The sequence below is a fragment of the Aquabacterium sp. A7-Y genome, from assembly GCF_026153205.1.
GTDB lineage: Bacteria > Pseudomonadota > Gammaproteobacteria > Burkholderiales > Burkholderiaceae_C > Caldimonas.
Map to the genome: position 1 here is coordinate 19,472 of NZ_JAPFBW010000036.1, position 19,482 is coordinate 38,953.

Here is a 19,482-nt window from a genome sequence, read left to right on the forward strand (position 1 = left end):
AAGAGATCAACGCCCGCTCTGGCGTTCACACGCCTCGAGCGACCCTTGCAGCGTGGTCCGGCGCCGGCGCTGGCGCTGGCATGGAGCCTCTGTTCGAGGCGCACAAGGCCTTTGTGCGGGGCTGCCGGGCGCTGCACGCCGACGAGACGCCCGTAGCGATGCTCGATCCCGGCGCGCGCAAGACCAAGCGGGCGTACGTCTGGGGCTACGCCCGGAGTGAGTTCGACGCGCAGCTAGGCGTCGTCTACGACTTCTGGATTGGCCGCGGGGGCAAGTATCCGGTGGCGCCCCTCAAGGACTAGGTGTTTAGTCCCGGAGAGTCATGGTGAAATCCTGACGACTCAACAGGAGGACTGTCTATGGCAGCAAGCCTTCATGGTTCAGCCCGCACAACGCCGAGAGTTCGAGCCGAGTTGCAAGCGTCGCAAGAGACGACTCGCGCCCTTGCCGACCGCTATGGCTTGAACGAGAAGACGGGGGCAAAGTGGCGCCGTCGCACCACGACGACAGACGCACCTATGGGCCCCAAGCGACGGCGTAGCGCCAAGCTCAGTGATGCCGAGGAGGCGGCCGTGGTCGAGCTGCGACGACGCACCTTGCTGCCTCTGGACGAAATCCTCGGTTGCCTACGCGAGGGCATTCCGCAACTCAGCCGCAGTGCCTTACACCGCTGCTTGGTGCGGCACGGCATTCAGCAACTCCCTCGTAGCCAGGAGAAGGATTCCAAGCGGGGCCGCTTCCAGGACACGTCCATCGGCTACGTCGACATTGACAGCTGCGAGCTGCGCCTCGCCCAGGGAAAGCTGCACCTGTTCCCGGCCATCGACCGGGTCACGAAGTTCACCTACATCGCCTTCTACGAGGCCGCCACGAAACTCAACGGTGCGGCCTTCCTGCGCAATGTGGTGGCCGCGTTTCCTTACGCCATCCACATCGTGGTGACAGACAACGGTACGCCATTCGCTGAGCAGCCTCGCTACCGAGGCGGGATGACTGATGCCTATGGTGGCGGCCATCTGTTCGAGCGCGTTTGCCGGGAGCACGGCATTGAGCATCGTTTGACCAAGCCATATTACCCATGGACCAATGGGCACGCCGAACGAATGAATCAACCCATCAAGGAGGCGACCGTGAAGGCCTTCCACTACCCGAGCTTCGACGCGCTCAAGGCCCACGTGCAGGCCTTCGTCACCGCCTACAACTTCGCCAAACATCTCAAGGCACTGCGTTGGCGGACTCCCTTCCGAACCGTCTGTGATGCATGGCGCAAGGACCCTTTACCGTTCAAGATCAATCCTCACCACCGGTGGCAAACTCGCTAACTCTGACGCTTGCTGAGCAGTGGCGTGCGGGCCGCTGGACGACCGCCAAGTGGTCTCCGCCTAACTGCGGCTGATTCGGGCTAGGTACGACCGCAGGCTCTTGATGAGGGGGCCGTCAGTTGTCGATGACCTTCCACCCCTGGTTGGTCCTACCGTCGCAACGGAACTGGGCGGCCTGTGCACCCGACGCAGTGCTCGCGCCGGAGATGCCAATGCAGAGGCCGCTCTTGCGGTTCTTGATGCTGTAGACCCCGCTGGGGTAGTTCGGGTGGGTCTGGAATTTCCAGTCCTGATTGTTGTTGGTGTCGGCGGTCGCTTGGATGAGCTCCGCACCGGAGGCGGTGCTGGCGCGGTCAACGCCGAGCGCCTTGCCGGACTTGACGTTGCGGAAACTGAAGTAGTTGCTGCCCGCGTTGTAGGCAGCCCAGTTCTGATAGTTCACCAGATCGCCACGCGACAGGACCATGGGCTGCTGGACGATCCTGGCGCCGTTGGCGGTGCTGGCGCCCTTGGGCTGCAGCACCTTCCCGGACTTGAGGTTCATGAACCCATACTTGCCGTCGCCAGCGCGCAGGATCGACGCGCCGTCCGTCGGCGATGCCTGGGCGTGGGCGGTCGCCGCGCTGACCACCGCCATCGCTGCCGCTGCTAGGAACGCCCCAGCGATCTTCCTATTGCCTGTTGCTCGCATGATCGTTTCCTTTCGGTCGTGCCAGGTCATCCTGTCAGAACATCGAAAGGACTTCACTGTCCCCTTCGGGTGCGGAGGCCGCCGCCAAAGCAATGAGGGAGTTCATCGTTTTCGCTCTGGGTCAGTCGCCATGGCGGACACCGCTGGAGCGGCTGACCGCGCGTTCGCCGGGCTGCTTACTGTAATCGGCATCACTCGCTGGACCAACAGTTGTGCCAATTCTTCCCGCCCAGAACCAGAACCAGGTGTTCGGTCCCGGAGAGTCATGGTGAAATCCCGACGGCCCAACAGGAGGACGCGCTATGGCAGCAAGCCTTCATGGTTCAGCCCGCACAAAAGCTCGTCGTGCCCATGAATTGCCTACCGGCAACCCTCCCGTACCCGTCAGTTGCGTAGGCCGCGCGACAACCAAGAAGCCCCATGGCTTGCGACAACAGAGACCCGGCAAGTTGCAGCGATGTCTGCGAATCCGACAGATCAAGTGCGAGTCCGACGAGACTGCCTCTCGGGAATCCACCCCTGCCGCTAACGTCCGGGGGAAACGCACTCGCTTGCCGAGGCAGTTTATTCCGCTGCTGCCGCGTTTCCCTAAAGCTGTTCCAGCCCCCGCAAGCAAGGGGGGGAGGCATGCCAACCTGCGCGTAGCCTCTGTACAGGTAGTTTCACCGTACGCGGCAGGGAGCAAGACATGAGAAGGAGGCCGTTCGTTCAATGCTTGGTCATTGCGCTGTGGTTACTTCACGCGCCAGCGGGTGCCGCAATCACCATGTACCGCGACGTCAACGCGTATCTTGCGGCAGTCGGTGGACTGCATGAGCTCATCACCTTCGAGGGAGGACCGGTGCCGCGCATCGAGGTGCTTGGTGACCGCTTCAGCAACGAGATGACTTTCGTGAGCTGCGTGAAGCCCGGTAGCAGTTGCTGGCAAGGACCTCCGACAGTCGATTGGTTCGACAACGCCATCGTCTCCCCAGCGGGCGGGACGCAGGTGAGAGTGGTCACTGGTGCCCTCCTACCGTCTGACACCGTCCACCGGGTGACGACCTCCATGGCGCTCGGCATCTACGGCGACACGACAAGCGCCAGCATCGGCATCTCATTCTTCGACCAGTTCTTGGACGCCTTCAGGCTCAACGGCGCGACGGGCTTTTTCGGCATCGTGAGCAACGAGGAGTTCGATGCTTTTGAAGTCGGGCAGCAAGGCCACCATGAGGAGGTTCCCCCGTTCTTCATCAATGGGGTGGCGTTCCCGTCGCCGTCAGGTAGCGCCACAATCGACTGGCCAGCGGCTCCAATTCCCGAGCCCAGCACCAGTCTGCTGCTTACCGGCGGCGCATTGATGTTGCTTGTGCGGCGCCGGGCAGTGTCATCTGCGCCCTGACGAAAGACAGGAGCCACCATGGCACTGGCAAATTGGAAGCACATCGGGCACGCCTACGACGTCGTAGCGATGGCGGAAGACCATGACCAGCTTTACGCACTGACGGGCGACCACAGACTGTGGAAGCGCGAGACGATCGAGTCCGACATACCGTGGACACTGGTAGGCAGCGGCGCACCGGCAGTCACGATTGCCGTTGGATCATCTGATCTGTGGGCGACGACGGCGGACAACCGGCTCATCGCGTGCGACCGCGGAGATATCGCTCATCAGGGGTGGAGGCTCGTTGGAGAAGCGAATGACGTTGTTGCCCTGACATACTCGTATCCTGGGCAGCAGCTCTTCGCAGCCACCAGAGACAACCGGCTCTTGATGCGCGACCCCTTCTACGGCAAATCCTGGACGCCGATCGGGCATGCGATCGATGTCATCGCGCTGGCTGCGATCGGCATGAAGGGGCTGGACGGGCGGCTGTTTGCGGCGACCAACGACGGCACGATCTGGATCCGGGATGCTGCCCCGACCGAGATGAACTGGCTGAAGGTGGATACCTTCCGGAATGTACGGACCATGACGGCGATCGGCGCGTGGAACGGCCCGGCACCCATCCACCTCGGCAAGCTGTACGTCACGCGATTTCCCGACAATCAGCTATGGGTCGCAGATATACCGAATCTTCCCTGGACAGCATTGCCACGCGGCCAATTCCGCGCGCCAGAAGGCGACATCATCGAATACACCATCGAGCCAAACGCCGTGGCATCAAACATTGTCGAGTTCGCCCTGGCCGTCGGGCCTGGCGTCTTGGCAAACAAGATACTGACCATGCCGGACGGTCTCGGCAGCGCTTGGGACATCGTCGCTACGGGCGCGGTCGCGGGTCGGAACTCGCTATGGGCGCACCAAGTGGACAACGGTCAGAGCCTGACGTTCAAGAAACCCAAGGGCGCGGGCCTCATCGCCGATGTGTACTACGTGGGTGACCTGGGCGGGCTCAGCCCCGGCTCTCGCGTGACCTTTCGCTGGGCCTTCGGCTGAGCCGCGAGTTGCCGTGCAGGGTCTACCCGGCCTCTATATCGGGGGGACGCGGCACGCCGCCGCAGTAGCGTCCCCGCGTTCCCGCAGCTTCACCCACGCGGAGACATCGCATGAGTCGTCTCGCACTATCGCACGCCGTTCTGGCGCTGGCCCTCACTGTCGTCTGCGCCCTCGACACCCACGCCGCCGCCGCACCACGGTACAGCCTCACGCCTCTGGGCCGCCTGGAGGAGCACGGCTCGGTCTATCCAACCGCCCTCAACGACCTCGGTCAGGTCACCGGTGGCGCTTCGACGCCCCGCGGGGGCTCACAGGAGCCGCGCGCCTTCTTGTGGGAAAACGGCGTCATGCGCGACCTGGGACGGCCAGGCCGCAACAGCGGCGGATTCGACATCAACAATCGGGGCCAAATCACAGGATTCATCGTTCCCCATGGGGTCTTCCGCGTGAGGGGACGCAGGAGCTGCACAGGATGGTTGGTTTGAGGTGGTTTTGCATCCACCGACCACTCGCCCCGGTCGGCGGGTGCCCCCAGTGACCCGCGGGAGCCCGCAGGAGCTTGAGAGAAAGGTTTGCCTTAGTCCCCTTTTCCACCACCAGAACATCACGCCCAACCACTCTCGGTTGGGCGTTTTTGTTTGGGCGTTTCCCGCGCCGGTGCGGGTTTCCGGCCGGTTTGCGAAGGTCGACGACCTCCCCTTCGCGGTCCGTTAGAGGCGCAGTTCGACTCTCTTTTGCCCCCGTTTCTCTAAAAATCTTAAGCTACCTTTTTGATTCGACCTTCGCAGAAGTCGTTTCGAGACAAGCACTTGCGCGTGTGTCGGAGAGAGCAGTTGCGCATCGTCTTGGAGGAGCAAAGCGAAGAGAAAACCGAACCCGCCCAACGGTGACCCCTCCTGCGGAAAAGGACGACGGTCGTATCCCGACCCGTTGCGGCCCTTCGATGAACTTCGCCCGTTGACCGCTGAACAGCGAAAGCGGTCGTCCGCAAGACCAGATCTTGCAGACAGCAGCCGGCCAGGAGCGGATGTCCCGCTCTTCCGATCATGGTGCACCCCGCAACACTCCTTCGTTCAGGTGGATACGGGTTCCACGCGAGATCCAGCAAGCGTGTGAGCCCGCGCATCCGACCGAAGGCAGTAGTAGGTCCAAACTCCGCCAATCAGGTCCACCACGCCGAACAGCGCGATCACCGGGGGAACGAGTCCAAGAAGGGCGAGCGCCGTGAGCACCAGCCAGGCCTCGATGCGGATCCAGACAGAAGCCAGTAAGAACGCCTTGTACTCGTGTCGTGCAGCGACCCACGCGTACGCACCGATATTGAAGGCAAGAAGGCCGACGATGCGAGCCCACCCTTCGGCAGTGGGGATTCCGAAGAGCGAGAGCAGGAGGTTGGGAGCGATGACGAATACCGCGCCAAGCAGGAAGAGATAGGCGGCGAAGAATTTGGTGCTGAGAGCAGCTCGAGACATCGTGGGTGCGGCGCAGAGAATCTGCGTGGTGCCGAGTTGAAGAGGAGGCTCGAGCGTAGGACCGCGGGGGACTGTCGTATTGAACGAAACGGACGCGGGCCGGCACTGTCGGACAATGCGGCCTTGGCGCTCCCGTAAAGCGCCCCCTGTCGAAGACGGAAAGTCGAGATGAAGCTCCAGGTGTTTAAAGGGACAGACATCAGAGCCCCTACCGCCGCCTCGCCGCGCCACGGTCATTCGCAGCTGATCTCGCCGCGGCTTTCGCTCGGCTCCTGTGTCCGCGCGTTCGTGGCCCGGAGCACGCTGAACTGCGAACTGGAGCCGGGTGAACGATTCAATCATCTTCCCGCGTCGCCGGCCTGTGCCGTCACCTGGTTCTTCGAGGGGCGCGCCATCTGGGCAGAAGACGGTACGCCTGCGGCACGCATAGCATTCTGCGGCCCGAGGACCAAGCCCGTGACTTCAGTCAATCCTGGACCCGTCGAGACGCTGACGATGCTCGTCATGCCCGACGCGTTACAAGCCCTGACGGGCTTCGATCCAGTACGGCTCTTGGATCGTTCCTGTGACGCTGCAGTCGTTTTTCCCCCAGACTGGCTGGTCGCACTGAATGCGCCGTTCCATGAAGCGTGCCTTGCGGACCGCGTGCGTCGGATCGAAGACTTCCTCGAGCCACGTTGGCGAGCCCTTCCTGCTGACCAGTGGAGCAGCGCAAGAACTTACCGCGACTGGGCAGATGGCCTTGCGACACGTGCACTGACGTCGGGGGTGGGACGTAGCGTCCGGCAGACGAGCCGACGCATCCGCGCCTGGGCTGGGTTGCCGCTTGGTAACTTGGTTGGACTGTCACGCGTGGAACGAGTGCTGATCGACGCCCAAATTGCATTTGCGCAGGGTCGGGTGAAATGGGCCGATCTCGCGGCGGATGCCGGTTACGCGGACCAGCCGCACCTGTGCCGCGAGGCGCGCCGGGTGACTGGCCTGAGCCCCCAGCAGTTGCTGGAGCGCATCGAAAGCGACGAGAGCTTCTGGATCTACCGGCTGTGGCGCTGATGCCGCTGGTTCCATGAAGGAGCGTCGAGCGCTACCGGCCAGGAGCGGCCTTCTAGACACCAGGGCTGCTTTGCGCTGGGATACAGACCCATCGTGACTGACCGGACTGCCCATGGTCAGCACCTTGAGAACCGCCCGCCCAGGGCGTGCTCAAGCGTTGAACCCGACGAAGACCGCTGCTTCCGCAACGCTCTTGCGTTCGGACACTACCGCATTGGCGGGGAAGGTCTCATCGGGCCACCCGAGCGCGATGCTCTTCATGATCACCTGGTCATCGGCGATACCGGCGTGTTCGCGCACCACCGGAGACTGCATGATTCCCTGGCTGTTGATGACGCAGCCCAGGCCCCGCGACCAGGCAGCGTGGACGAGCGCCGTGGTGACTGCGCCGCAGTCGAAGGGCGTGTCGTCGCTGCCATCGAGCACACGGTCGTAAGTGACGATGATGCAGACGGGTGCATCAAACTGGCGGAAGCCGCGCATCACCCAATCCTGGCGCATCGCCTGGTCGTCCCGAGCGATGCCCATGGCCGCGAACAGTTGCTTGGCAACGCCGACCTGACGCTCTCGATGCACCCCCGCGAAGGGCTGACCAGTCCGGAATTCGCGTGACTGAGGCACGCCGGCGGCCATTCGCTCCGTATTCCCCCTGCGGATGCGTTCGAGCGGCTCGCCCGTGACGACGTAGAAGTTCCAGGGCTGCGTGTTCATCGATGACGGTGCGCGCATGGCGAGTCCGATGATCTCCTCAATCAGCGCACGCGGAACCGGATCCGGCTTGTAGCCGCGGATGCTGCGGCGGCCGAATATGACCTTATCAAACTCCATGTTGTTCACGTGATCACCGTTGTGTGGGATCTGGATCTTAGGAGCCGGTCCACTTCGTTGCTGTCGCTTCGGTGTCGCGCGTGTGCCTTGTTGCATCGGTAGAGGACGTTCGAGGGCAGCACGTACTTCCGGCAGCGACCGACGCGGCTTCGTGCCCGACGTTGCCCGACGATGCAGCGATGCCAACGCCAAGGTCCTCGACTGGCCGGCAGCAGTCTTTGAATGAGAGTGGGCTGGACGACCGCTTACAGCCTGAAGCGGTCGAACGCGGGCGCTCCGGTCAAGGTCCGCAAGTGGCCGTCCCCTGCCGCTGGCCCGCGCTGCCTAGAACCGCGGACGAAGACCAACTCGGGACAAGCACTCGCGCGTGTGTCGGAGAGAGCGGTTGCGCATCGTCTTGGAGGAGCAAAGCAAAGAAAAACCGAACCCGTCCAGCTGTGACCCCTCCTGCGGAAAAGGACTGTGGTCGCATCCCGACCCGTTGCAGCCCTTCGATCAACTTCGGCCGATGACCGCTGAGCAGCGAAAGCGGACACTGGGCAAGCAGAATTGAGCAATGAGTTCGGGCCACAATAGGGCCGCAACACGTTCGTTTATTGAAGTGTCTCGTCCCGCATAGAAAGTCACTCGTACCGTGCTCACCGATAGTGAAGCTTGCCAGTTGGTACTGACGAAACTGGACCACTGCGAGCCCTTCGCGGTGCAATCGTGCTCGTTATCAGAGCGAAAAGATTTTTGGATCATTCGGGCAAACAGTGCTGCCTATGTGGTGCACGGAGACACCTCCCGGTGCTCTGTCGGCGTCAACGCATACCTGGTCGATGTTGACAGCGGACTCATAGAGATTGTCGGTAGTGGAGAGGACGTGAGTGGGTACCTTCAGGACAAGTACGACCTACGCGAGGCGGATGGGCGACACTATGTCCTGACCGCGGACTTTCCCCGCTCTGACAAGCGCGCGATCGTACATCTTCGCCAGGTGCTCGAGTGCTCCGTGCAGCGAGCGAGGGAACTCGCTGAGGGGGGCCGCCCTTGGCTCACTGGAAAGCGTCGCGACTTGCAACGGGTGGAGGAGCTGTTCCGGCAGCGGGGGGTAGCAACGGCAATCAGGCTAGTTGATCAACCGCTTGATGCACGGGCCCTCCGGGGCCGGGTCTGGTTCTGGGATCCGATTAAAACAGCTCTCAAGGAATGAAGAGCTGCGCACAAGCCAAAGCGGTCGAACAGGGTGGACCCATTGCGCGAGCATGCACTACAGCTGACGGCCCGGTGACCGCTTTCAGCCTGAAGCAGTCGGTCCGGCCGCGAACTCGAAGACAGCTCGTGGCCGCCTCCTGCCGCTGCCCCGTGCTGCCACGAACCGGTGACGAAGACCAATTCGAGACCGAGCACCTGGGCGTGTGTCGAAGAGAGCGGTTGCGCATCGTCTTGGAGGAGCAAAGCGAAGAAAAACCCGAACTCGCCCAGCTGTGCCCCCTCCTGCGGAAAAGGACAACGGTCGCATCCTGGCCCGTTGCGGCCCTTCGATGAACTTCGGCCGATGGCCGCTGAGCAGCGGTTGCCGACCTTGGTCGCCGACGAGCATACTCACGCTGAGCGCCACCAAGCAGTCGTTGGGACGTGCGGCTGTCGGCGCTGCGAGTGTCAGCTGTGCGATGTCGAGCTGTCACCGTCGCCTCGCCTTCAGCCGCCTAACACTGCGGCCCTCAAGCCGTCGCGTCGAGCTACAGCATCCGGTAGCGCTTCCAGCCACTCCCGACGAGTCAGAGCGCCTATTGGTCGTTGACGGCGGCTGACTGACGCTCGACCCTGATGATTCGCAGAGCTCGAGCCGGCTGGTCCTTTATGCGCAGTTCGGCCTCATCTCCCTCACATAGTCCCAGAAGAGTCTGTGCCAGTGGCGTTCCGTCGTTTAGTAGCCCTAGCTTCAGGTTGCTCGGACTGTCCACGATCTGCACCGTGTGGCGTTGTGGCGGCTCGGTGGCAATCTGGTAGGTAACCCTGTCCCCAAGCTCGACAAACAGCGCCGGCTCTGCGGACAGGAGCGTGGTTGGCTGGACAGGCTCAGACTCCTTTGCCACAGCAGACTTAGACTTGGCTTGCTCGAGATGCGGCTCCGGCATGCCACTCGCCTCCGCCGCCTCAGCTTCGTGCTCTTGGAGGTCCTCGTCACTGAAGGGGGGCGGAGAAGCGTCATCTTGCCGTAGGCGCTCCTTCAAGAACTTCACGAGCCTCGCAGTCTGCCCTGCCGGGTCGGCGAACCAGTCGGTGGACCAGACGCGAATGATGCGACCGCGCCATCCCAGCGATTCGAGGATTTCTTGACGGATGCGGTCGCGGTCGCGGGCTGACGGGCTGCTGTGGTAAGTGACACCATCGCCTCCCACCGCGCCACCTCCTGCTGTACTTGTGACGGTACTGCCTGAACTTCGGTCGCTTCCATGGCGCCCTCTGTCGAGTCAGGTCATTTGCCGACTATCGGCGCTACAGAGATAAATTCAAGTACCACTGTAGTACTAGGGCCGCTACTCGACTGTTGTCGCTTGATAGCAGTAGCGCAGGGCAGTTTCGGGTGCCACACACCGCAGGCCTCAATATGTTCTATACCGCCGGCGAACCGGCTGCCCTGTTTTTTCCAAACTTTGTCGAGTCGCTCTCCAATGTTTCTGCTTCCGTTGGCTGAATCTTGCCCTCGGGCCAATTTTCGTAAATCGTACTCAGCACCAACAAGTAGAGCTTACCCTCGCGCTTCGTTTTTGCCTCAGAGAAAACAAGATTGTAAATGAACGCCACTACGAGCAGCGCATATCCGCTGCCGAGAGCCGTCAACCCAGGATACTTTTCTGGCAGCAAGGATAAGAATGCAATTCCTTGCCGCACTTCAGGAACGTTTTTCAGTGCATAGTACGGCGCCGCAAGAATGGCCCCGTAGAGCCATTTTTTCATATGATCTAGAAACCCGATCGAAATGCCGGCGTGTTCTTCCTGCGCTTTAGTGATCTTCAAGAGCGCAGCTAGATCAGCCCTACGCAACAAGGCCCCTTCTGAGCGATACCCATCAATCACGCCGAGAACGATCAGAAGTAGATTCTCGACGCCGAACGCCTTCTGAGCCATCTCCGCGTTACCACCCTTGTAAACCGCAAACCCTTGCGCGAAGACCCTATGCGTGGCCGCATAGCCAACCAGCGCCGCGGTATATGGCAGCAACGACCATAGCGAGTAGGGCCCAAAGAAAACGACCCCTACGAGCGTGATGACAGCAAACACCACGCCTAGCAAAGCATAAAGTGGAGCCAGGGCATACCAAGGAAGCAGCCCCTTATACCAAAGCCGCAATCCCAACGGAATTGATTTGTGAAATGAGAATACCGGGACGGTATAGTGCCTCACAGCTCTCTTGAACGCTCGCCGGAGGGCGTTGTTCACCTCGGAGAGCGCATTAATTTGACCAAGAACACTCTGCCGCTCCTCCATTTTTCCCTCCCGCATTAGCTGCGACACATCAACGGACGATCGCGATCTTAGCCACCGTAAAAGACCCGATGACTGAGGAATTGTGAATTCGTTCTGCAACAACGCTTAGGACGACCCGATGGCATACACGGGCCGTTCTATCCGCGCCTGGAAGACGCCCCGTAGCACGCACTTAGAACTGCCACAAAAGGCCGACCGCGAGCACAAGGATAAGGACAACAGCGCCGTCCCTTGTGCCTGCCCCAATGTGCAGCACTCCGAGTCCGGCCCCACGCGGACAAGGGACCCGACGCTCGGCCAACGGCATTTGCCGGTCAGCGCATCCTTGAGAGTAGGAGCGGCGTTCACATCCCGGCCCGCAGCGGCCTTCGTTGGGCCGGCCTCAACGACTGCTTCGCAGCGATTCTGTTGAAAAGCTCGCTGCGGCCGGCCGATCGCACTACAGCGCTTGCTGGTGCAACCGTCTGCGCAGCGCTGCGCGGCCTGCCAATCGGCGCTGGAGCTTGAGCTTCGACGTGTTCCGGTGTTTGATCCGTCACGCCAGGGCGCCTGACAGTGAGGTCACCGTGGAGCGGACGCCCATACCGCGTCTCAGCGCCGGTACAGCGACTCCATCACCGTGCCAAACCGGGCGGTCAGGTTGTTGCGTTTGAGCTTGAGCGTGGGCGTCATCAGCCCGTTGTCGATGGTCCAGGGTTGTAGGGTCAGCGCGACGGCACGCGGCTGCGCGTAGTGCGGGAAGCCGCCCGTGAGTGCGTGGATACGCTCCAGCGCCATGGCGCGCGCGGCGCCGTCCTCCAGGCTGGCCGGCGCCGCGGCATCGAGGCCCAGTGTCGCGGCCAGACGCTTCCAAGCCTTCATCCCCAGCACCACGATGCAGGCGATGAACGGCCGGTTGTCGCCGAACACGTACGCCTGCTCGAACAGCGGATCGGCCATGATCGCCAACTCCAGGTCCACCGGCGCGACCTTCTCGCCGGTCGAGGTGACGATGATTTCCTTCACCCGCCCGAGGATGTGCACGCGGCCACCCTCGATGGCAGCTTGGTCTCCGGTGCGCAGCCAGCCCTCGACGAACGCACGCGCGGTGTCCTGCTCGCGCTTCCAGTAGCCACGCATCACGTTGGGCCCGCGCACTTGCAACTCCAGGTTGTCGCCGATGCGGACCTCCACGCCTGGCACAGGGCGACCAACGGTGGCCGGGTCGTTGTCCCGCGGGGCATTGGCCGCGACTACCGGCGACGTCTCGGTCATGCCATAGCCCTGCAGCAAGGGAAGGCCCAACCCGAGGAAACAGTGAGCAAGGGGCTTCGACAAGGGCGCACCGCCGCTCACTGCCGCCCGCAGCCGGCCACCGAACTGCTTGAGTAAGGGGCGTGCCACCAGCGGCGCCAGCAGCAGCCAAGCCAGGTCGTCCAGGACCCCGGGCACACGGCCTTCGCGAGGCAGGCCTTGCTGCCGGCAGAAGCGCCGCCAGCCCACGGCCTCGGCCCATCCGAAGAGGCGGGCCTTCAGCACCGAGCCGGCGAGCGTCTCCTGCACCTTGGCATGCACACGCTCATAGATGCGCGGCACCGAGATCAGGATGGTGGGGCGCACGATCTTAAGGTCATCGGCAAGCAGGCTGACCGAGCGGGCATACACCACGCAGGCCCCGGCGGCCATCGGCAGGTAGTAGCCCGCCGTGCGCTCGAAGGTATGCGACAGTGGCAGGAAGGACAGAAAGACGTCGCCTGCCACCGGCGCCACCGTCGCCAGTACCGCCCTCACGTTGGACACCACGTTGGAATGCGTCAGTATCACGCCTTTGGGCTTGCCCGTCGTACCGGAGGTGTAGACCAGGGCCGCGAGGTCGTGTGCCTCGGGTGCCTGCATCGGCACGGCGAGTGTCAGGTTCGGCGGGGAGAGCCAGTCTTGCAACCCGACCACAGGCACACCGCTGCCCTGCTGCGAGTCGGCGGCTTGCGCCACCACCACCTGCCGAAGCTCCGGGAGCGCCACGCCGACCGCGTCGATCGCCCGCCACTGCGCCTCGGTCGCCGCCACCAGCACGGAGGCACCGCTGTCGCTCAGGATGTAGGCGATGCTGGCCGGGTTGTCGAGGGCATGCAGCGGCACCGGCACGCAGCCGAGGGCCAGCGCCGCCTGGTCGATGCAGACGGCGCGCATCCCGTTGGGCAGCAGGATGGCGATGCGGGCGCCGCGCGGCAGAGCGAAGCGAGCCAGTGCCGCCGTCCACCGCGCCACTTGATCGCCGATTTGCTGCCACGACGCGCTGACCCACTCACCGGCCTCAGGATCGAACTCACGGTAGGCCTCGGCCCGTGGGCTGGCGGCCACCCGCCACTGGAAGAGTTCAGGCAGGGTGCGGACAGTCTCGGGCAAGGCAACTGACATCAGATTCGGACGGAACAAGCCATGTATGCGCGAATGATGCCAGGGCGTCGGTCGAATTCCGGCCACCCACATCACCGGGCTTGCGCAAGATCAAGTCGAGGCGGCGGCATGAGCAAACGCATCCCGATTCAGCATTGGGACTTGCGCCGCTTGATGCGGGCAAAAGCTACTCAGGACTTTCTTATCGTCGCCCGCACGCCATCCTTCACCGCGGCGGGCGGGTAGACGATCACTGTGGCACCTGCTTGTAGGCCCTTCGTCACCCAGGCCTCCGAGTCGTTGCGCCCGCCCAGCTCCACCCGCTGTGCGCGGGCGCGGCCGTCCTGCAGAACGAACACCGCCATGCCGCCACTGTCGTCGGAGGTAGGAAACACGGCACTGACCGGCACCTTCACCGCAGCATTGACCGACTGAATCACGATGCGCACGCCCACCCGGTACCCGTCGCCCAGCACGCGCCATTGTTCCGGCGGGCTGGTGAGGTCGATCAGCACCCTCACCCGCTGTTCCTCCACGCCCAGGGCCGACACTTTGGTGAACGCAGCGGGCTCCGTCAGCCGCACCCGGCCTTCCAGTCGGCCCGGCCCGCCCCAGCGCTCGATGATCACCCGGCTGCCCGGCCGGGCGCGCAATGCGTCGGTGGTCAACAGTTCGGCCACCACCTCCATCCGGCTGGTGTCGCCCAGCTCGAGCAAAGGGGTGCCCAGCGCCACCGTGGCCTCGCTGGTCTGCGCCACCCGCAGCACGCGGCCGCTCACCGGTGCGCGCAGCACGAAACCGGCGCTGCTGCCGGACGCCGGCCGCTGCACCGCCACGAGTGCGGCACGCGCCTGCTCCACTTCATGGCCGGCCACGTGCCGCTCCTCCGTGGCGGCGTCCAGTTCCTTCTGCGCCGCCAGCACCGCCAGGCGGTCGGTCTCCAGCTTGGTATCGGCGACGAAACCCTGCTTGGCGAGCTGCTCACTGCGCTGCGCCTCGTTGCGCGCCCGCTGCAGCGCCACCTTGGCGCCTTCGATACGGGCTTTTGCCCGCTGCACATTGGCTTGCGCGATCTCCACCCTCACCTGCTGCTCGCGCAAGGTGCGCTCGTCCAGCAGCGGCGACAGCACCGGCGTCAAGGTGGCCAGCACCTCGTCAGCCTGAACCGCGTCGCCCTCGCGCAGCGTGATGCGGCTGAGCAGTCCCGCCAGGGGGGCCGAGACCACGTAGCGCTCGCGCAGGCGCGTCTTGCCGTCCTCGTCGATGCTGGCCTCGAAGTGCCCCTGCGTGGCCGTCGCCACTTCAACCGGCACCGCCCTTGGCGCAAACGACCAGGCCAGGGCAGCGATGGCAGCGGCTGCCGCGACGCCGCCCAGCACCCAGGTTTTCGTTTTCATGTTTTCAATCCCTCGTCTTCAGAACGGCGACCATGTCCAGCCGGTCGATGCGCCTGCGCACCACCAGCCCACTCGCCACGCCGGCTGCCAGTACACACAGCGCGGCCCAGGCATAGGTGCGCGCCCGGATCACCGCCGGAAAGAAAAACTGGTCCGACTTCAACAGCTCGACAATGAGGTGCACCAGGCCCCAGCCGAACCCCATGCCGAGCGGCAGGGCAATGGCGATGGAGATCGCCATCTCGCCCAGCAGCAGGCCAGACACCTCCGCGCGCGTGAAGCCCAACACGCGCAGGCTGGCCAGTTCCCAGCCGCGTTCGGCCAGCGAGATGCGCGCGTTGTTGTAGACCACGCCCACCGTGATGACCGCGGCGAAGGCCGTCAGAATGGTGCTCATGATGCGCACGTTGCGGGCGCTGATCTCCTCCATATTGCGCAGCATGGTGGCCTTGCTGAAGGCACCGGCGGAGCGCGGCAGGACCTTGGTGGCCTCAAGCAGCGGCGCCTCGCGGCCGCGCTCCACCATCAGCACGTAGCCGGTGGCGACATCCCCCTCCCCCAGCGCCCGGTTCAGCGACTCGCGGTCGATGTAGGCGTTCAGACCCATCATTTCGCGCACCGTGCCTCCCACGGTGAGCGCCAGGTTGCGCGGCTGCCCCACCAGCACTTCGGCCAGCACGGTGTCGCCGGGACGCACGCCGAGCTTGTCGGCCAGACGATCCGTGAGCACCAGGCCGCGGCCCTCCAGCAGCACGGCATGGCCGTCCACGTCGATCACCCGGTAGAGCTCCGGCCGCGGGGCATAGCCGCGCAGCAGGCTGCGCTCGCGCCGGTGGCCATGGATGAGGGTCACCGGCACAAAGCGGGTGGACTCCACCATCGTGACCCCGGGCAGCCGGGCCAGCTCGAACCGCGCGCTGTCGTTCACGGCCTCCGTCGTCCACACCGACACGTCGCCGCGCAGGCCGAGGTTGAACTGCGTGTCCACCACCACATCGATGGCATCGCGGAAGAAGCTGCCCAGGATGGTGATGGCGACCGCTGCGGCGATGCCGCCGATGCCCAGCGTGCTGCGCAGCGGCCGCCTCTCCATGTTGCGCACCATCATGCGCAGGGCGGGCCCCATGCGCTCGATGCCCAGCCGCTCCAGCAGCGTGCGCCGGTAGCGCCCGGGCGCAGGCGGCCGCATCGCCTCGGCCGGCGCCAGTCGCACGGTCGCGAGGATCGCACTCAGCGTGCCGAGTACCGCGGTAGCGACCGTGATCGCGCCGCTGATGAGCAGCAGCGACGGTGCGATGCGGTGCTCGAAGCTCGGGAAGTGGAAGAGTTCAGCGTACAGCCCGGTGAACAGGGTGCCCAGCCGGTCCCCCACCAGCACGCCCAGCCCCAGGCCCAGCAGCACGATCACCAGCACCAGCTTCAGGTAGTGCACGCCGATGGCCAGGTTGGGATAGCCGAGCGCCTTCAGCGTCGCGATCTGCTCGCGCTGGGTGCTCACCAGGCGCGACACCACCACGTTCAGCAGGAAGGCGGCCACGCTCAGGAAGATGGCCGGCAGCACCGTCCCCAGCACCCGCTGCGCCTTGATCTCGTTGTCGAGCATCTGGTGCGAGGACTGTCCCGAGCGCCCGTGCACGTCGCGCCCGCCGTAGGCCGCCAGACGCCGCGACAGGCCGTCGATGACCGTCTGCTCCGAAGCGCCCGGCGCCAGCTTCACCGCGACCCGGTTGAAGGCACCGTTCATGTCGTAGGCGGCGGCCAGGGCCTCGCGGTCGACCCAGAACACCCCGTAGCCCCGCATGTCCGGCATGCCCCACAGGCCAGCGAAGATGAACTCCGGCGACAAGGCCGTGCCAACCACCCGCAGCTGGCGCTTGCGGCCGTTCATCAGCACGCCCAGCGTGTCGCCAAACCGCAGGCCGCGCGCCTGGGCAAAACCTTCGGACACGAGGGCCGGAATGCTGCCGTCGCTGCTGGCCGCCCCGAGCAGGCCCTGCCCGGCGCTGACGGTCACGCGGTTCATGCGGGGCGGGGCCGGGGGTCCACGCCGATCAGCTGGCCGATGATGGGGTCGGCCACCCCGGCCAGCTCCACCCGCACCATCGCATCGATGCCGGTCTGCACGTCGGCCACGCCAGGCACTTCCCGCAACGATTCCACCAGCGAGTCCGGTGCCCGCTTCAACGACGCGAACACATCGGCAAAGCGCCCCTCGGCATAAAACTGGTCGCGCGCGAGCGACAATGAATCCACGGCCGACAGGCTGGTGATGAAGCCGCCGATACCACTGGCCACCACCAACGCGATGGTCAGGGCCTGGCTCCACATCAGGCGCAGGTCTCGCAGCAGTTTGCGGTCCAGTGCCTTCACGCCACGCTCCCGTGCAGGTCTACCACGTCAGCTCCGATGGCGACAGCTTGTGCGTATTGGCCTCGATGCGCTGGATGCAGCCATCGCCGAGGTAGACCACGCGGTCGGCCATGGCGGCAATCGCGGCGTTGTGCGTGATCACCACGGCCGTGGTGCCGATCTCTCGGTTGATGCGCGCGATGACCTCCAACACCAGCTTGCCGGTCTGGTAGTCGAGCGCGCCGGTCGGTTCGTCGCACAGCAGCACGTCAGGCCGCTTGACGATCGCGCGTGCGATAGCCACGCGCTGCTGCTCGCCGCCGGACAGCTGCGCCGGAAAGTGGTCGCGCCGCGGCGTCAGCCCGACCCGGTCGATGGCCTCGTCGACCGGCATCGGGTTTTCGACGATGTCGGTCACCAGCGCGACGTTCTCGCGCACCGTCAGGCTGGGGATCAGGTTGTAGAACTGGAACACGAAGCCCACGTGCTCACGGCGATAGGCGGTGAGCTCCGCCTCGCTGGCACCGCTGAGCACCTGGTTGCCGAAGCTCACCTCGCCCGAGGTGGGCATGTCCAGCCCACCCAGGATGTTGAGCAGGGTGGACTTGCCGCTGCCCGAGGCGCCGAGCAGCACGACGAATTCGCCGCGCGCGATGTCGAGATCGACGCTGCGCAGGGCCCGCACCTCCACCTCGCCGGTGCGGTAGGTCTTGTTGAGGCCGCGAGCGCGGAAGACGGGGAAAGTGGTGGGGTGGGTGTCGGACACGGCTGTCACTATAGGAAGGCCCGGGAGCCACGACTTGACGAAGCGCAAGCAGCGGGTGGCCCAGCCACCTTATGGTGCGGCCATGACTTTCTCCAATGGCGTTTTCTCCGAAGCCGGCCGCCTGCGCCGCGTGATCGTCTGCCGCCCCGGCCTGGCGCAGCAGCGCCTCACCCCGCAAAACTGTGAGCAACTGCTGTTCGACGACGTGATGTGGGTGTCGCGTGCACGCGCCGACCACTACGCGTTCACCAGCCTCATGCAGGAGCGCGGCATCGAGGTGCTGGAGCTGCACGACCTGCTGGCCGACGTGTTGGCGCAGCCACCCGCCCGCCAGTGGCTGCTGGAGCGCAAGGTCAGCGACGCCGAGGTCGGCCTGGGGCTGTCGACCGATGTGCGCGCCTGGCTCTCCGAAGTGCCGGCCCCCGAACTGGCCGAACGCCTGATCGGCGGCATTGTGCGCGGCGAGTTGCCGTTCGCCCTTCCCGGTGGCCTGGCGGAGTGTTTTGCGGCCGAGGACTTCGTGCTGCCGCCGCTGCCCAACATGATCTTCACCCGCGACACCAGTTGTTGGATCCATGGCGGGCTCACGCTGAATCCCATGCACTGGCCCGCGCGGCGCGCCGAAACCTTGCTGATGAAGGCGGTGATGCAGTTCCACCCGATGTTCGCCGCCAGCACGCCCATCTGGTGGGGGGATCCGGAACAGGCCCACGGCGCCGCCACGCTGGAGGGCGGTGACGTGATGCCCATCGGCCGGGGCACCGTGCTGGTAGGGATGGGCGAGCGCACCACGCCCCAGGCAGTGGCCCTGCTGGCCCGGTCCCTGTTCCGCGCCGGCACGGCGGAACGGGTGATCGCCGCCCGGCTGCCGCGCACGCGCGGCGCCATGCACCTGGACACGGTGATGACCTTCTGCGATGCGGACTTGGTCACCGTGTTTCCCGATATCGTCAACCGCATTCGAACCGTTTCCATCCGCCCGGGCAAACAGGACGGCGAGCTGGACTACCGGGCCGAGTCGCGCCCTTTTCTGCGCGTGGTGGCCGAGGCGCTCGGCTTCAAAACCCTGCGCGCCGTGCCCACGGGCGGCGACGCCTACGAGGTGGAGCGCGAGCAGTGGGACGACGGCAACAACGTGCTGGCCCTGGCGCCGGGTGTCGTGATCGCCTACGACCGCAACACCTACACCAACACGCGTCTGCGCAAGGCCGGCGTGGAAGTGATCACGATCCCAAGCGCCGAGCTCGGGCGTGGCCGTGGCGGCGGGCACTGCATGTCCTGCCCGGTCGCACGCGACCCTCTTTGAGCCTGACAACACATCAAGGTACACCT

Annotated in this window: 17 protein-coding genes and 1 pseudogene; 8 read left to right on the top strand and 10 right to left on the bottom strand. The window is 64.5% G+C overall.

Annotated elements, in window-relative coordinates; all coding sequences use genetic code 11:
* Positions 1–5: 5 nt before the first annotated feature.
* Together OOT46_RS25500 and OOT46_RS25505 are read left to right on the top strand one after the other, a co-directional pair.
* Positions 6–302: an IS66 family transposase gene (locus OOT46_RS25500; RefSeq protein ID WP_265406474.1), complete on the top strand. Its 297-nt coding sequence runs from the start codon at positions 6–8 to the stop codon at positions 300–302.
* A gap of 57 nt (positions 303–359) precedes the next feature.
* Positions 360–1,322: an IS481 family transposase gene (locus OOT46_RS25505; RefSeq protein ID WP_265406437.1), complete on the top strand. Its 963-nt coding sequence runs from the start codon at positions 360–362 to the stop codon at positions 1,320–1,322.
* 115 nt (positions 1,323–1,437) lie between these two features.
* Here the strand turns inward: OOT46_RS25505 and OOT46_RS25510 are convergent, their stop codons facing one another.
* On the bottom strand, positions 1,438–2,043 hold the full coding sequence (locus tag OOT46_RS25510; RefSeq protein WP_265406438.1) for an RICIN domain-containing protein: 606 nt from the start codon (positions 2,041–2,043) through the stop codon (positions 1,438–1,440).
* Between the two features lie 736 nt (positions 2,044–2,779).
* Between OOT46_RS25510 and OOT46_RS25515 the strand changes: the two genes are divergently transcribed.
* The 3 genes from OOT46_RS25515 to OOT46_RS25525 all read left to right on the top strand — a co-directional run bounded on the left by OOT46_RS25515 (position 2,780) and on the right by OOT46_RS25525 (position 4,917).
* Positions 2,780–3,394, top strand: a complete 615-nt coding sequence (locus OOT46_RS25515; protein ID WP_265406439.1) for a PEP-CTERM sorting domain-containing protein — start codon at positions 2,780–2,782, stop codon at positions 3,392–3,394.
* A gap of 18 nt (positions 3,395–3,412) precedes the next feature.
* On the top strand, positions 3,413–4,432 hold the full coding sequence (locus OOT46_RS25520; protein WP_265406440.1) for a hypothetical protein: 1,020 nt from the start codon (positions 3,413–3,415) through the stop codon (positions 4,430–4,432).
* 110 nt (positions 4,433–4,542) lie between these two features.
* Entirely contained in the window at positions 4,543–4,917 is a 375-nt protein-coding gene (locus tag OOT46_RS25525; protein WP_265406441.1) for a hypothetical protein, read from the top strand.
* Positions 4,918–5,505: 588 nt separating this feature from the next.
* Here OOT46_RS25525 and OOT46_RS25530 read toward each other — a convergent pair.
* Entirely contained in the window at positions 5,506–5,904 is a 399-nt protein-coding gene (locus OOT46_RS25530) for a hypothetical protein (RefSeq protein WP_265406442.1), read from the bottom strand.
* Positions 5,905–6,072: 168 nt separating this feature from the next.
* Between OOT46_RS25530 and OOT46_RS25535 the strand changes: the two genes are divergently transcribed.
* On the top strand, positions 6,073–6,957 hold the full coding sequence (locus OOT46_RS25535; RefSeq protein ID WP_265406443.1) for a helix-turn-helix domain-containing protein: 885 nt from the start codon (positions 6,073–6,075) through the stop codon (positions 6,955–6,957).
* A gap of 150 nt (positions 6,958–7,107) precedes the next feature.
* On the opposite strand, the gene OOT46_RS25540 is transcribed toward OOT46_RS25535, so the two are convergent.
* From OOT46_RS25540 to OOT46_RS25550, 3 genes are all read right to left on the bottom strand, one after another.
* Positions 7,108–7,785, bottom strand: a complete 678-nt coding sequence (locus tag OOT46_RS25540) for a nitroreductase (RefSeq protein WP_265406475.1) — start codon at positions 7,783–7,785, stop codon at positions 7,108–7,110.
* A 1,772-nt stretch (positions 7,786–9,557) separates the two neighbouring features.
* On the bottom strand, positions 9,558–10,172 hold the full coding sequence (locus OOT46_RS25545) for a GreA/GreB family elongation factor (protein WP_265406444.1): 615 nt from the start codon (positions 10,170–10,172) through the stop codon (positions 9,558–9,560).
* Positions 10,173–10,386: 214 nt separating this feature from the next.
* Positions 10,387–11,262 carry a hypothetical protein gene (locus OOT46_RS25550; protein WP_265406445.1) on the bottom strand — a complete coding sequence of 292 codons (876 nt, stop codon included), beginning with the start codon at positions 11,260–11,262 and terminating at the stop codon, positions 10,387–10,389.
* A 430-nt stretch (positions 11,263–11,692) separates the two neighbouring features.
* On the opposite strand from OOT46_RS25550, the pseudogene OOT46_RS25555 reads away from it, so the two are divergent.
* A pseudogene (locus OOT46_RS25555) lies at positions 11,693–11,815 on the top strand (TraR/DksA C4-type zinc finger protein); the annotation flags it as partial.
* Positions 11,816–11,853: 38 nt separating this feature from the next.
* On the opposite strand, the gene OOT46_RS25560 reads toward OOT46_RS25555, so the two are convergent.
* The 5 genes from OOT46_RS25560 to OOT46_RS25580 all read right to left on the bottom strand — a co-directional run bounded on the left by OOT46_RS25560 (position 11,854) and on the right by OOT46_RS25580 (position 18,150).
* Positions 11,854–13,659, bottom strand: a complete 1,806-nt coding sequence (locus tag OOT46_RS25560) for an AMP-dependent synthetase/ligase (protein WP_265406446.1) — start codon at positions 13,657–13,659, stop codon at positions 11,854–11,856.
* 170 nt (positions 13,660–13,829) lie between these two features.
* The gene (locus OOT46_RS25565) at positions 13,830–15,035 is read right to left on the bottom strand and encodes an efflux RND transporter periplasmic adaptor subunit (RefSeq protein ID WP_265406447.1); all 1,206 of its coding nucleotides are present in this window, start codon (positions 15,033–15,035) and stop codon (positions 13,830–13,832) included.
* A 4-nt stretch (positions 15,036–15,039) separates the two neighbouring features.
* Positions 15,040–17,058: an ABC transporter permease gene (locus tag OOT46_RS25570; RefSeq protein ID WP_265406448.1), complete on the bottom strand. Its 2,019-nt coding sequence runs from the start codon at positions 17,056–17,058 to the stop codon at positions 15,040–15,042.
* Positions 17,055–17,405, bottom strand: coding sequence for a hypothetical protein (locus OOT46_RS25575; protein WP_265406449.1), 351 nt, complete (start codon positions 17,403–17,405; stop codon positions 17,055–17,057). Before OOT46_RS25575 ends, OOT46_RS25570 begins: the two co-directional genes overlap by 4 nt.
* A 19-nt stretch (positions 17,406–17,424) precedes the next feature.
* Positions 17,425–18,150, bottom strand: coding sequence for an ABC transporter ATP-binding protein (locus OOT46_RS25580; RefSeq protein ID WP_265406450.1), 726 nt, complete (start codon positions 18,148–18,150; stop codon positions 17,425–17,427).
* 82 nt (positions 18,151–18,232) lie between these two features.
* Between OOT46_RS25580 and OOT46_RS25585 the strand changes: the two genes are divergently transcribed.
* Entirely contained in the window at positions 18,233–19,456 is a 1,224-nt protein-coding gene (locus tag OOT46_RS25585) for an arginine deiminase (RefSeq protein WP_265406451.1), read from the top strand.
* The last annotated feature ends 26 nt before the right edge of the window (positions 19,457–19,482 follow it).